We start from the raw sequence: 13,212 nt of genomic DNA, 5'->3' as shown, positions 1-13,212 counted from the left end.
TGCCCTAAGGGCCGCTTAGCCCTGCATTGCGGCGATCAGGGTGGCGAGTTCTGCTACCGGATCGTCCTTATCCCAAATCTCGGCGCCGATGCCGAAGAAATCGGTGCGCGGGGCAAGCGCGCGGATCATGTCAATGTCGAGCGCGCCTTCGGCAACGATGGGCACTTCGATCACTTCGGACCACCACTGAAACAATTCGGCCTCGGCAAAGCTGCCATCGCCAAGCGCGCTGGACTGTACTGGGCCAAAGCTGACGTAATCCGCGCCCGCTTCACCTGCTGCCATGCCTTCGTGCCGCGAGGTGCCGCAATAGCTGCCGACAATCGCGTCCTCACCCAATTCTTTGCGCGCATGGCGCACAGTGCGGGCGGCGTCGCTGAGGTGAACCCCGTCAAGACCAAGGCGTTCGACCATCAGCAGATGATCCGAGATCACTAGTGCTACATCGCGGGCATGGGTCACTTCGCGCAGGGCGTCACCCGCGCGCGACAGGCGGTCTTCGTCTCGCGTTGAAAGCGCCATCCGCACGCAGGCCACGGGATGCGCATCCAGCACAGCGGCCAGTTGCGCCGGAAAACGGCTGAGTTCAACTTCGGGCGGGGTGATAAGGTAAATCTGCGGCTGTTCTGGCGCGTCCATGGTCTTGTCCTTGCTCGGGTCTGAAGGTCTGAGTAGCGCAAGGCGTTGCAAAAGAAAACGGATATGCGTGTGTGGCGCGGGCTTTCTTGCGGTGGTGCGGCGCAGGGGCTATGAGGCGCGCATGACCCAGACACCATCATCTCCCGTCCTTCCCGCGCCGATCCCGGCAATCGTGCTCGTACGTCCGCAAATGGGCGAGAACATCGGCGCGGCTGCGCGTGCGATGTGGAATTTTGGCCTTGATCATATGCGGGTCGTGGCACCGCGCGATGGCTGGCCAAGCCAGTCTGCTGTGGCGATGGCCTCGGGCGCGGGGCGGCTGTTGGATGAGGCGCAGCACTCTGCCGATCTGCCAAGCGCATTGGGCGACTGTGATTTCACTTTTGCCACCACAGCGCGCGGGCGGGATTTGACCAAGCCGGTCTATAGCCCCGAAGCTGCCATGAAACTGGCAGCGGAAAAGATCGCGGCAGGGCAACGGGTTGCGGTGCTTTTTGGGCCGGAGCGGGCAGGGCTGGAGAATGAGGATATCGCGCAAGCCAACGCCATCGTCTCGGTCCCGGTGAACCCGAAATTCGCCTCGCTGAACCTCGCGCAATGTGTGCTCTTGATGTCCTACGAATGGATGCGCGCGCAGGGTGAGGTGACCCATGAGGTGACCGAAATGGCGGGCACGGACTGGGCCAAAGGGGCCGAAGTCGACCATCTGGCGCGGCATTATGAGGATCGGTTGGAAGAGGCGGGGTTCTTCTATCCAGAGCATAAGACGGCGTCGATGAAGCTGAACCTGCGCAATATGTGGTCGCGGATGCCGCTGACGCGGGCGGATGTGCAGATGCTGCATGGCGTCCTGCGGCAAATGGTCCGTTGGAAAGAGAAGGGCTGAAGTTTTCCCCTGGCCCGGAAACAAGCCGCAGGCGCCGGGTCATCGCTTGCCCGCCCCACGGAGAGGAGATTTTGCAAATGGGTACAACGTCTTACATAGATCGCGTCACGGCTGAACCATAAATTGGCATGACGCGACCCTAAAGTCGCCACCCCTCGGTCAGGCGATGGCCCTCAACAGCTATGCCTCCACCCCGCTAGACCTTTCCCCGCCCATCGCATACCACTGCATCCAAACGGAAAATGAGGCGCGCCATGGCGGAAAAACGCAAACTTTTCGAAGAGGTCGGGACCGACCAACCTAGCCGTGCTCCGGTGCAGACCGGCGGCATCGACAAAGGCCGTGGCGGCGCCCGTGGCCCGATCCGGATCTGGCTGATGATCCTTTTTGCGCTGGTCTTTATTATGATTGCTGTGGGCGGCCTTACGCGCCTTACTGACAGCGGGCTTAGCATCACTGAATGGCGTCCCGTGACCGGGGCTTTGCCGCCAATGAACGAGGCCAACTGGCAGTCGGAATTCGACAAATACAAGCAGATCGACGAGTTTCAGGTCCAGAACGCTTGGATGGAACTCTCTGATTTCAAAAGCATCTATTGGTGGGAATGGGGCCATCGGCAGCTTGGCCGGGTCATCGGCCTCGTCTGGGCCTTGGGATTCCTCTATTTCCTCGCCCGGCGACAAATCCCGGTGGGTTGGACCAAACGCCTGCTCTTTATCGGTGCGCTCGGTGGCGCGCAGGGGGCGATTGGTTGGTGGATGGTCGCTTCTGGCGTCACCAGCGGGCAGGGGGTGACGGATGTGGCCTCTTACCGATTGGCGACCCATCTCGGCCTCGCCTTTGTCATCCTTGGCTTCATCACATGGTATGTGCTGCTGCTGGGCCGCAGCGAACGCGACTTGATCCAGTCGCGTCGCGCTAAGGAGAGCAAGCAGTTCGGTCTGGCCACGGGGCTCTTGCATTTTGCAGCGCTCCAAATCCTGCTGGGCGCCCTTGTTGCTGGCATCGACGCCGGTCGCTACTTCGTCGATTGGCCGCTGATGCAAGGCCAGTTCTTCCCGCCGGAGGCTTTTGACATCACGCCGACTTGGCGCAATTTCTTTGAGAACCCCGGCCTTGTGCAATTCATGCACCGGATGGCGGGCTATCTGCTTTTCGCTTTTGGCGTGGTCGTTTGGCTGCGCGGCCGCCGTTCGGCCCATGCACGCACGCGCTTTGCCTTTAATGCGGTGATGGCGACGCTGGCGTTGCAAGTCGTGCTGGGCATCACGACGGTTCTCTATGCAGCCCCTGTGCATCTGGCACTGGCACATCAAGCACTGGCTGTGCTGCTTTGGGTGCTCATCCTGCGCGCGCGCTTCCTCGCCGCCTATCCCGTCGCCACATCGCTGAGAGGCTGAGACATGACTGCATATGACAATTTGATGGCTTTCCAGCGCGAAACCGAAGCGCTGGCGCAGGTCGCGGGGCGCTTGGGCTGGGATCAAGAAACGGTCATGCCGCGGGGCGCTGCGCCGCAACGGGGCGAGGAGATGGCGGCGATGGAAGGCGTGCTGCACGCCCGCCGCATCGATCCGCGCATTGCCGATTGGCTCGGCACTATTGATCCGTCCGCTTTGGATGAAGTGGGGCAGGCCAACCTGCGTCATATCAAACGGGACTTCGACCGTACCGTTCGCGTACCTGCTGATCTGGCCGCACGGATTGCGCGTGTCACCTCAGCCGCTCAAGGCGCATGGGCCGAAGCCCGCGCCGCCGATGATTTCGCGGCCTTTGCCCCGACCCTGAAAGAAGTGATCTCTCTCAAACGTGAAGAGGGGGCCGCGCTGGCCGAAGGCCGGGGCATCGGCATCTATGACGCAATGCTGGAGGATTACGAGCCCGGCACCACGGCAACTGATCTCAGCGCTATGTTTGACGCGTTGCGCCCTAAATTGGTTGAATTGCGCGCGGCCGTGCGTGAGGCCGAAGCGCCGCCGGTGCTAGAGGGGCACTTTGACGAAGCCGCGCAGATGACCCTCGCCGCCAAACTGGCGCGGCGCTTTGGCTATGATCTTACCACGGGACGGATAGACAAGGCCGTGCATCCGTTTTCCTCCGGTTCGGGGTTGGACGTTCGGATTACGACGCGGACCAACGCACTTGATCCGTTTAACTGCTTTTATTCGACAGTTCACGAAGTTGGCCATGCCGCCTACGAACAGGGGATCGATAGCGCCTATCTGCTGACACCCTTGGGCCGGGGTGTATCGATGGGTGTGCATGAAAGCCAAAGCCGCATCTATGAGAATCAGATTGGCCGCAGCCGCGCCTTCACCGGTTGGCTCTATAAAGAGATGACCGCTGCTTACGGAGACTTTGGCGTCGCGAATGCCGAGACGTTTTATAGAATCGTTAACCGTGTGTCAGACGGGTTCATCCGTACCGAAGCCGATGAATTACAATATAACCTGCACGTGTTGCTCCGCTTTGATCTTGAGCGGGCGTTGATGTCGGGCGATCTACAAGTCGATGGATTAGAAGCCGCGTGGAATGACCGGTTTGAGGCCGATTTCGGGTACCCGGTTGATCGTCCTTCAAACGGTGTGCTGCAGGACGTCCATTGGTCAGTCGGCCTGCTGGGGTATTTTCCGACCTATAGTCTTGGTAATGTCTACGCGGGATGCCTCAATGAAGCTCTGCGTATCGCGGTGCCGAATCTGGACGATGCACTCGCGCGAGGAGACACGAGCACGGCAACCAACTGGCTCCGCGAAAACGTACAACAGCATGGAGGGCTTTATGAGCCCCGCGAGGTAATTACGCGGGCTTGCGGAAAAGCGCCGAATGAGGCACCCTTGCTAAACTATCTCGAAGATAAGTTTACCGATTTATATGGAATTTAAGCGCATAAAATTTAAGCTCATAAATAGGGAACAACTGGCCTTCGCCGGCGTTGCTTAAACAACGGGCATCATTGCAATTCTTAACTATGCTTTAACATTTCGGCTTTGCGCTAGGAAAGATAATATGCGATGGTGCGGTGAGTTTCGATTTTTACGATATCATAGGAGTACCTAATCAATGAAAATTCTTGCAACGGTCGCGGCGACTATCGCTCTCACGGGTGCTGCTTTCGCCCAAACAACGACTCAAGCAGCTGTGCTGGGCGCGTCTGACGATGCCGAGTATTCGCTTCAGATTCAGGGCGCCAACGGCGTTATCTACAACTGTAAGCCAAACCCGGTTACAGTTGACGGCAACACTGCACGTGTTTGCGTACGCGCAGATGGTGCTGGCCTCTTTGCAGCCGGTGCTGGCCTTGGTGGCGGCGCAGCAGCAGCTGGTGCAGCATTGGTTCTGGTTGCAATCGCAGCGGGCTCCTCGTCCTCTTCGACAACTACTACTACCAACTAATTTCTTAACATAAGGTTAAGATCAGAAAATCCCCCGTGCCTCTGGCGCGGGGGATTTTTCTTGTTCGATCGTAGACATTGAAAAAACGTAGACTTGGAAAGAAAATCGCCCCGAAGCTTTCACTTCGGGGCGGGATGTCAGCATATTACTCGGCTGCGCCGTCGTCCTCGACAGCGTCATCCTCTTCGTTCCCTTGATCGGCAATCCAAGCCACGCTGACGACTTCTTCATTCTTGCCGGTGCTAAAGACCTTCACCCCGCCGGCGCTACGTGATCGGAAAGAGATACCTTCAACTGGCACGCGGATTGATTGGCCTTTTGACGTGGCCAGCATGACCTGATCCGACATCTCAACTGGGAAACAGGCAACAATTGGACCGTGCGCCATGGCTTTCGTCCAGGCTGTGACCCCCATGCCGCCTCGACCGCGCACAGGATAATCGTGAGCAGAGGAAACTTTACCCGCGCCCTTGGCGGTGATCGTCAAGATCAGGTCTTCGGCGGCCGACATCTCTGCATAGCGTTCGGTGCTCAACTGTCCGGCTTGGACCTGTTCTTCCTCGTCATCTGTGCTGTCGTCATCCGTCAACCCGGCCATCAAGCGGCGCTGTTTGAGGTAAGCGACACGCTCTTCCGAGGTTGCTTCGAAATGGCGGATCACGGACATCGAAACTAGATTGTCCCCTTCGCCCAACCGGATACCGCGTACGCCGACCGAGTTGCGCGAGTTGAAAATCCGCACGTCGGTGGCGGGGAAGCGGATGGCCCGGCCCGCGTCGGTAACCAGCATCACGTCGTCATCGTTTGACGCGATGCGGGCGTTGATCAATGTGGTGCCTTCATGCTCACCTTCGAACTTCATGGCGATCTTGCCATTGGACTTCACGTTGGTGAAATCCGACAGCTTGTTGCGGCGTACAGTGCCGGCGGAGGTGGCGAAAACCACTTGCAGATCGTCCCAGTCCTTCTCATCCCGGTCAACTGGCATGATCGCAGCAACAGAGACGCCGGTGGGGATGGGCAGGATGTTAACGATGGCCTTGCCCTTGGCAGTCCGTGCGCCTTGAGGCAGGCGCCATGTCTTCAGTTTATAGACCATGCCGTCGGTGGTGAAGAACAACAACTGCGTATGGGTATTAGCGACGAAAAGGTTGGTAACGACATCCTCTTCTTTCGTCTGCATGCCCGAAACACCCTTGCCGCCACGGCGCTGCGCGCGGAAGTCGACCAGGGGCGTGCGTTTGATGTAGCCGCCAGAAGTCACGGTCACGACCATATCTTCGCGGGCGATCAGGTCTTCGTCATCCATGTCACCGGACCAGTCGACAATCTCGGTACGACGCGGCACGGCAAAAAGTTCACGCACTTCGCGCAGCTCGTCCGAGATGATGCCAAGGATACGTTCGCGAGAACCGAGAATTTCAAGGTATTCCTTGATCTTGCTCGCCAGCTCTTCCAGCTCATCAGTGACTTCCTTAACGCCGATCTGGGTCAAACGCTGCAAACGCAGTTCCAGAATCGCGCGGGCCTGTGCCTCGGACAGGTTATAGGTGCCATCGTCGTTCGCTGTGTGGGTCGGATCGTCGATCAGCGCGATATAGGGTAGGATGTCTTCGGCAGGCCAACGGCGCGTCATCAGCTTTTCGCGCGCCTCAGCCGCATCGGCGGAGGAGCGGATGGTGGCGACAACTTCGTCGATGTTGGTGACGGCCACAGCCAGACCACAGAGGATATGGCTCCGCTCGCGGGCTTTGCGCAGCAGGTAAGCGGTGCGGCGGGCGACAACATCTTCGCGGAAGTCGATGAAGTAGCTGAGGAATTTGCGCAAGGTGAGCTGTTCAGGGCGGCCACCGTTGAGCGCCAGCATGTTGCAACCGAAATAGGTTTGCATCGGCGTAAAGCGGTAAAGTTGGTTCATCACGACTTCGGCAGTTGCGTCGCGTTTTAGCTCGACCACCACGCGCACGCCGTTACGGTCGCTTTCGTCCTGGACGTGGGAGATGCCTTCGATCTTTTTGTCGCGGACCTGCTCGGCGATCTTTTCGATCATCGAGGCTTTGTTAACCTGATAGGGGATCTCGTCGATCACAATGGCCCAGCGGTCTTTGCGGATCTCTTCGACCCGCGTTTTGGCGCGGATCACGACACTGCCGCGCCCCTCGAGATAGGCTTTGCGCGCGCCGGAACGGCCGAGCATGATCCCGCCCGTCGGGAAATCGGGGCCGGGGACGTAATCGATGAGCTGCTCAGAAGTCAGGTCAGGGTCGTCGATCAGCGCAAGGCAGGCATCGATGACTTCGCCTAAGTTATGTGGCGGAATGTTGGTTGCCATGCCGACGGCAATACCGCCCGCGCCATTGACCAGCATGTTGGGGAAGCGCGCCGGCAGAACCGTCGGCTCTTTCTGCTTGCCGTCATAGTTATCTTGATAGTCGACGGTGTCTTTGTCGATGTCTGCCAGCAAAAAAGCGGCTGGCTTGTCCATACGCACTTCGGTATAGCGCATCGCCGCCGGGTTATCGCCGTCCATCGAGCCAAAGTTGCCTTGACCGTCGAGCAGCGGCAGCGACATGGAGAAATCCTGAGCCATACGCACCAAAGCGTCATAGATCGCAGAGTCACCATGCGGGTGATACTGGCCCATAACATCGCCCACTGGGCGGGCAGATTTGCGATAGGACTTTTCGTGGGTGTTGCCCGTCTCATGCATGGCAAAAAGGATGCGGCGGTGCACCGGTTTTAGCCCGTCGCGCAGATCGGGGATTGCCCGGCTGACGATCACCGACATCGCATAGTCCAAATAGGACGTGCGCATCTCGTGTTCGATTGTCACCGACGGCCCGTGGAAAATAGGCTTTTCGTCTGCGTTATCAGGAGTTTCCGGCGTATCGTTCACGTGTCTTGCCCACCATTTTTATGGTTCTATATCTTGGGGTTTTCTATAGCAGACGGGGCATATCAGGTGCAATGGCTGTGGCCAAAACGCACTGGCAGCACTCCATGCTGAGTGCCAACATGCTGTTTTCATTGAAAAGTAATTCTCACCGCGCACAGTTGGCATACAGAGGCAGCAAAGGAGGCGCAATATGCCCCGCAGTGAAACCGAAATGATGCTGAAAGGCTATGGGCTGACCACGGCAGAGTTCTTTTATCATATGCCCGACTACGCCCATGTGCTCAACAGCTACATCTGGCAGGAGTATGACATCGCGCCAGACCATCCGCGGCTATTTAAATTCGTAGAGTTCTGGCAAGCCGAGTTAGACGGCCCATTGCATTCGGTGCGCTTTACCCACCGAAAGATGATCAGCCCAGGCGAGTGGCAAAATCAAGTTGGTGAGTTCACGCTACATTAACCTAGTGGGCAGGGGCGTCAGGCAGAACAGCTCGCCCCGCCCAGCACGCAGAACTTTGCACAATGGGGATGGTTCAGGGCCACGTCACGCTCGGCTTCGGCCAAGGTCGTGCCAAGTTCGAACTCTGGGTCATAGGGCAGCAAGGTACAGGCCAGTACAGCAGGCCTCGCAGCGCCTTTGCGTTTGACCACCATACGTGATGAGGCACACATCACCGCGTCGGGCGAAATATCCAAAATGCCCCAGCAGGCGGTGGTAATCTCCGGCACCTCGACGGCTTCGTCCATCTCTGGAAAGAGCACCGTCATACCGGGGTCATGCGCGTCGATGTCAAAGCCATGCTCGGCGTAAAATGCGGCATAGCCCGCGCGGCTGTCGGCATCGCTGTCGGCGAAGATAGAGCGGCCCGCGACGGCCATCCGAAACCCGTTGTCGCGCAGCCATTCCATGCCAATCAGCGTCTTATCAAACGCCCCTTCACCACGTTCCGCATCGTGCAGATCACGGCGGTAGTGGTCGACAGAGATGCGGAAAGTCATCTTGCCGGGGTACGCATCGCGCAGGCGCAACAACCCGTCTTGCACGGATTTGCGCATGATCGGGCGCATAGCGTTTGTCAGGATCAACACCTCATAGCCGCGCATCAAAGAGGCTTCAGTGATCTCAACCATATGCGGGTTCATGAACGGCTCACCGCCCGTAAACGCGATTTCACGCACCGGCCAGTCACGCTCAACAATCTGGTCAAGGTAATCGCGCACCTCATCAGCGGAGATATAGACCAGCGCGTCATTTTTCGGGCTGGAGGCGATGTAGCAGTTCACACATTCAATATTGCACAGCGTGCCGGTGTTGAACCAAAGCGTCTCTGCCCCGCGCAGAGCCACGGTGGCGCGCGGTTCCCCCTTGGCGGTCACCGCCGGGTTCTGGAACTTGCCCTCGTTTGCGTGCGCGATATCTTTCATGATTGGTCCTTGCGTGATCCCGTTTGTTCCTGTCCAGTTGTCGTAAGCTATTGCGGCCCTGCCTAAAAGTCCAAGGCGCGGGGTGCACAGTCTTGTGAACTGGGTGAAAATGAGTATGTTTGCGCTAACTTTGCTAGCTCTCACAGACAAGGATTAATTGATGGTTTCGCGCGTTATTCCTGTCGACCCCTTTGATTTGGTCATTTTTGGTGGGACGGGCGACTTGGCTCGGCGCAAAATTTTGCCCGGCCTCTACCGGCGTTATTGCGCGGGTCAGATGCCAGAAGAGGCCCGGATCATCGGCGCCGCGCGCACAGAGATGGACGTCGCAGGCTACCGCGAAATGGTGTCTGAAGCGATCAGTGAGTTTGGCGGCAAAGATGCTTGCGACAACCTTGACGCATTTCTGGCCAAGCTTGATTACATTGCGATTGATGCACGGGGAGAGACCGGCTGGGCCGAGCTGCAGGAGATAATGGCCGGGAAGGATCGGATTGAGGTTTACTACTTCTCCGTTGCGCCCAGCCTGTTTGGTGATTTGGCAGAGCGTTTGCAGCAGTGGGGCATGGCGGGCGAAGACAGCCGCATTGTCGTAGAAAAGCCCTTTGGCCGTGATCTGGAAAGTGCGCGGGCGCTGAACGCAACGCTGGCGACTTATTTCAAAGAACAGCAGATTTACCGCATCGACCACTACCTTGGCAAAGAGACGGTGCAAAACCTTATGGCGGTGCGCTTTGGCAATATGCTGTTTGAGCCGCTATGGAACCGGCAATACGTCGATCACATCCAGATCACCGTGGCCGAAACGGTGGGTGTCGGGGGGCGTGGCGAATATTACGACAAATCCGGTGCCATGCGGGACATGGTGCAAAATCACCTGATGCAGCTTTTGTGCCTGATCGCGATGGAGCCGCCAGCGCGCTTTGACCCGGATGCGGTGCGCGATGAGAAACTCAAAGTGATCCGCGCGCTTGACCCCGTGCTGCCGCATCACCTTGTCCGTGGTCAGTATGAGGCCGAGGCGGGGAATGAGGAGAAGGCGCCCAGCTATCGCGATGCCGTAGAGAACCCGCGTTCGCGCACCGAAAGCTTTGTGGCACTGAAGGCGCATATCAGCAATTGGCGCTGGCATGGCACGCCCTTCTATCTGCGCACCGGCAAACGCATGGTCGCCCGGTCAAGCGAGATCACCGTGGTGTTTAAAGACACGCCGCATTCGATCTTTGCCGAAGACGCGGGCCGTCACCGCAATGTACTGTCGATCCGGCTGCAACCGAATGAGGGCATAACCCTTGGCGTGACGATCAAGGAACCGGGGCCGGGGGGCATGCGTCTTGTTGATGTGCCGCTTGATATGACATTTGCCGAAGCGCTTGGCCCTGATGGTGGCGATCAGGTCGATGCCTATGAGCGGCTGATCATGGACGTGATCCGGGGCAACCAGACATTGTTCATGCGCGACGACGAGGTTGAAGCCGCATGGGCTTGGACCGATCCGATCATCCAAGGCTGGGAGGCGCGCAATGATGTGCCAAAGCCCTATGATAGCGGCTCTACCGGGCCGACGGATGCAGGCGAAATGATGCGGCGCGATGGCCGTGAATGGCGAAAGGTATCCCCATGAACTTCATCGAATATGCAGACCGCGAAATGCTGGTCATGAATGTCGCCAACAAGCTGGCGGGCAAATTGAAATCGGCGCTTTCGGGCAATGACCGGGTGTCTTTTGCCGTGCCCGGCGGCTCCACCCCCGGGCCGATCTTTGAGATGCTCAGCGCGACCGATCTTGATTGGGACCGGGTAGACGTGTTGCTGACCGACGAACGCTGGGTTGATGAGAATGATCCGCTGTCCAACGCGCGGCTGGTGCGGGAGCATCTGCTGAACGACCGCGCCGCCGCGGCGCGGTTCATCCCGTTCTTCCGCGCCGGTCTGACACCGGGCGAGGGGGCAGAGGCTGTGGCGCCCAGTTTGGCCGCCCATATGCCGATCTCTGTTATGCTGCTGGGGATGGGAGATGACATGCACACCGCTTCGCTCTTTCCCGGCGACCCAAGCCTGCATGACGCGCTGGCCGCAGATGCGCCGCTTCTGTGTCCGGTCTATCCTCAGGGTCAGCCGACTGCGCGTGTCACCCTTCCGGCACATGCGTTGGATGGGGCATTGAACAAACACCTCGTTATCTTCGGCGAAGAGAAACGCGCTGCTTTGGAGCGCGCGGAGACGCTTTCACCGGAGGAGGCACCCATATCAGCGGTGCTTGATGAAACTGAAGTTTACTGGGCAGCATGATGAACATTTGGCAAGACCTTCAAGAACAGCAACGCGGGACCGCAGATCGCAAGATTACAGCGCTGTTTGACGCCCCCGACCGCGCCGAAGACTTCTCGTTGCGCACACAGTTCATGCTGTTTGACTATGCCAAAACGAATATCGACGCCGATACCCGTGCAGCTTTGCTGCGTCTGGTGGACGCCGCAGAGGTGCCCCGCCGCCGCGATGCGATGTTTGCGGGTGCGCCGATCAATGAGACCGAAGGCCGCGCTGTGCTGCATACGGCCCTACGCAATCTTGATGGCGGGCCGATTGAGGTCGAAGGCGCGGATGTCATGCCTCAGGTCCGCGACACGCTGGCGCGGATGCGCAGCTTTGCGGATCAGATCAGGGACAGCGCGATTACCGATGTGGTCAATATTGGCATTGGCGGGTCCGACCTTGGCCCTGCGATGGCTGCGCGCGCTCTGACACCTTATCACGATGGGCCGCGTTGCCATTTCGTCTCGAATGTCGATGGCGCGCATATTGCGGATACGTTGCGCGGCTTGGATGCCAAGACGACTTTGGTGATCGTCGCCTCTAAGACGTTCACCACCATTGAAACCATGACCAATGCGCGCACTGCGCGGGCGTGGATGCAAGATCATGGCGGCGATCCGGCCACGCAATTTGCAGCACTCAGCACCGCCGAGGATAAAACCGCAGAGTTTGGGATCGACTCTGCGCAGGTCTTTGGGTTTGAGGATTGGGTCGGCGGACGCTATTCCGTTTGGGGCCCGATTGGCCTTTCGCTGATGATCGCCATTGGCCCCAAGGCCTTCGACAGTTTCCTGCGCGGCGCGCAGGAGATGGACCGCCACTTTTGTGCCGCCGATCCGGCTGAGAACATGCCGATCCTTCTGGCGCTGGTGGGAATTTGGCACAACCAGATCTGCGGCCATGCCACCCGCGCCGTGTTGCCCTATGATCAACGGCTTGAGATGCTGCCCGACTACCTGCAACAGCTTGAGATGGAATCGAACGGCAAGAGTGTGCAGATGGACGGCTCTGACAGTCCGCGCCACACCGGGCCAGTGGTTTGGGGGGCCGCGGGCACCAACGGCCAGCATGCATTCTATCAGTTGATCCACCAAGGCACCCGCGTGATCCCTTGCGAGTTTTTGGTGGCAGCCAAGGGGCATGAGCCCGACCTGCGGCATCACCACGACTTGCTGATCGCTAACTGTCTTGCCCAGTCCGAAGCGTTGATGCGCGGGCGGTCTTTGGACGAGGCACGGGCGATCATGCGCGATGCCGGGCTATCGGGCGATGAGCTTGAACGCCAAGCGCGCCACCGGGTTTTTCCCGGCAATCGCCCCTCAACCACGCTGGTCTATGAAACGCTGGATCCCTTTACTCTGGGCCAGATCATCGCACTGTATGAGCATCGCGTTTTCGTCGAAGGTATCATCCTTGGCATTAACTCTTTTGATCAATGGGGCGTGGAGCTGGGCAAGGAACTGGCCAAGTCGCTGCAGCCGCTGATCGAGGGGGAGGTCTCTGCCGAAGGTAAGGATGGCTCTACTGCCAGTCTGATCGGCTATATTCATCAGCACCGCGACTAGGGTTTTCACTAAAACTGGGTCAATAGGCTGCGCAGGCAAAGGCCGCCCGCGCAGCCTGTTTTCATGTCCATCAGCGCCGATCCTCACTT

The 13,212-nt window shown here is 58.5% G+C and carries 11 protein-coding genes; 8 read left to right on the top strand and 3 right to left on the bottom strand.

What is annotated here, in order from left to right; genetic code table 11:
- Positions 1-15 precede the first annotated feature (15 nt).
- Positions 16-639: a thiamine phosphate synthase gene (locus tag WNY61_RS03555; RefSeq protein WP_342850080.1), complete on the bottom strand. Its 624-nt coding sequence runs from the start codon at positions 637-639 to the stop codon at positions 16-18.
- A gap of 121 nt (positions 640-760) precedes the next feature.
- Here WNY61_RS03555 and WNY61_RS03550 point away from each other — a divergent pair, with 121 nt between their 5' ends.
- The 4 genes from WNY61_RS03550 to WNY61_RS03535 all read left to right on the top strand — a co-directional run bounded on the left by WNY61_RS03550 (position 761) and on the right by WNY61_RS03535 (position 4,921).
- The gene (locus tag WNY61_RS03550) at positions 761-1,525 is read left to right on the top strand and encodes an RNA methyltransferase (RefSeq protein WP_342850079.1); all 765 of its coding nucleotides are present in this window, start codon (positions 761-763) and stop codon (positions 1,523-1,525) included.
- A 254-nt stretch (positions 1,526-1,779) separates the two neighbouring features.
- A complete protein-coding gene (ctaA, locus tag WNY61_RS03545; RefSeq protein WP_342850078.1) occupies positions 1,780-2,925 on the top strand; it encodes a heme A synthase in 1,146 nt (381 codons plus the stop codon).
- A gap of 3 nt (positions 2,926-2,928) precedes the next feature.
- Positions 2,929-4,410, top strand: coding sequence for a carboxypeptidase M32 (locus tag WNY61_RS03540; RefSeq protein WP_342850077.1), 1,482 nt, complete (start codon positions 2,929-2,931; stop codon positions 4,408-4,410).
- A gap of 178 nt (positions 4,411-4,588) precedes the next feature.
- Entirely contained in the window at positions 4,589-4,921 is a 333-nt protein-coding gene (locus WNY61_RS03535) for a hypothetical protein (RefSeq protein ID WP_342850076.1), read from the top strand.
- Positions 4,922-5,066: 145 nt separating this feature from the next.
- On the opposite strand, the gene gyrA is transcribed toward WNY61_RS03535, so the two are convergent.
- A complete protein-coding gene (gene gyrA, locus WNY61_RS03530; protein ID WP_342850075.1) occupies positions 5,067-7,817 on the bottom strand; it encodes a DNA gyrase subunit A in 2,751 nt (916 codons plus the stop codon).
- 190 nt (positions 7,818-8,007) lie between these two features.
- Here gyrA and WNY61_RS03525 point away from each other — a divergent pair, with 190 nt between their 5' ends.
- Positions 8,008-8,277, top strand: coding sequence for an usg protein (locus WNY61_RS03525; RefSeq protein ID WP_007119558.1), 270 nt, complete (start codon positions 8,008-8,010; stop codon positions 8,275-8,277).
- A 17-nt stretch (positions 8,278-8,294) separates the two neighbouring features.
- Here the strand turns inward: WNY61_RS03525 and WNY61_RS03520 are convergent, their stop codons facing one another.
- The gene (locus WNY61_RS03520) at positions 8,295-9,242 is read right to left on the bottom strand and encodes a radical SAM protein (RefSeq protein WP_342850074.1); all 948 of its coding nucleotides are present in this window, start codon (positions 9,240-9,242) and stop codon (positions 8,295-8,297) included.
- Between the two features lie 160 nt (positions 9,243-9,402).
- Here WNY61_RS03520 and zwf point away from each other — a divergent pair, with 160 nt between their 5' ends.
- The 3 genes from zwf to pgi are packed head-to-tail and all read left to right on the top strand — an operon-like array spanning position 9,403 to position 13,123.
- Positions 9,403-10,866 carry a glucose-6-phosphate dehydrogenase gene (gene zwf / locus WNY61_RS03515; RefSeq protein ID WP_342850073.1) on the top strand — a complete coding sequence of 488 codons (1,464 nt, stop codon included), beginning with the start codon at positions 9,403-9,405 and terminating at the stop codon, positions 10,864-10,866.
- Positions 10,863-11,534: a 6-phosphogluconolactonase gene (gene pgl / locus WNY61_RS03510; RefSeq protein WP_342850072.1), complete on the top strand. Its 672-nt coding sequence runs from the start codon at positions 10,863-10,865 to the stop codon at positions 11,532-11,534. The genes zwf and pgl overlap by 4 nt, the downstream gene beginning before the upstream one ends.
- Positions 11,531-13,123 carry a glucose-6-phosphate isomerase gene (gene pgi, locus WNY61_RS03505; protein ID WP_342850071.1) on the top strand — a complete coding sequence of 531 codons (1,593 nt, stop codon included), beginning with the start codon at positions 11,531-11,533 and terminating at the stop codon, positions 13,121-13,123. The genes pgl and pgi overlap by 4 nt, the downstream gene beginning before the upstream one ends.
- The last annotated feature ends 89 nt before the right edge of the window (positions 13,124-13,212 follow it).

It is taken from the genome of Sulfitobacter sp. AS92 (assembly GCF_038900015.1).
Classification (GTDB): Bacteria; Pseudomonadota; Alphaproteobacteria; order Rhodobacterales; family Rhodobacteraceae; genus Sulfitobacter.
Note: the sequence above shows the minus strand (reverse complement) of the source record. Positions and strands in the feature narration are given on the sequence as shown.

Excerpts from the sequence above, each read along its gene's own strand:
- WNY61_RS03520 (WP_342850074.1), bottom strand. The coding sequence starts at position 9,242 with ATGAAAGATATCGCGCACGCAAACGAGGGCAAGTTCCAGAACCCGGCG.
- zwf (WP_342850073.1), top strand. The coding sequence starts at position 9,403 with ATGGTTTCGCGCGTTATTCCTGTCGACCCCTTTGATTTGGTCATTTTT.
- WNY61_RS03550 (WP_342850079.1), top strand. The coding sequence starts at position 761 with ATGACCCAGACACCATCATCTCCCGTCCTTCCCGCGCCGATCCCGGCA.
- WNY61_RS03525 (WP_007119558.1), top strand. The coding sequence starts at position 8,008 with ATGCCCCGCAGTGAAACCGAAATGATGCTGAAAGGCTATGGGCTGACC.
- WNY61_RS03535 (WP_342850076.1), top strand. The coding sequence starts at position 4,589 with ATGAAAATTCTTGCAACGGTCGCGGCGACTATCGCTCTCACGGGTGCT.
- ctaA (WP_342850078.1), top strand. The coding sequence starts at position 1,780 with ATGGCGGAAAAACGCAAACTTTTCGAAGAGGTCGGGACCGACCAACCT.
- WNY61_RS03555 (WP_342850080.1), bottom strand. The coding sequence starts at position 639 with ATGGACGCGCCAGAACAGCCGCAGATTTACCTTATCACCCCGCCCGAA.
- WNY61_RS03540 (WP_342850077.1), top strand. The coding sequence starts at position 2,929 with ATGACTGCATATGACAATTTGATGGCTTTCCAGCGCGAAACCGAAGCG.
- pgl (WP_342850072.1), top strand. The coding sequence starts at position 10,863 with ATGAACTTCATCGAATATGCAGACCGCGAAATGCTGGTCATGAATGTC.
- pgi (WP_342850071.1), top strand. The coding sequence starts at position 11,531 with ATGATGAACATTTGGCAAGACCTTCAAGAACAGCAACGCGGGACCGCA.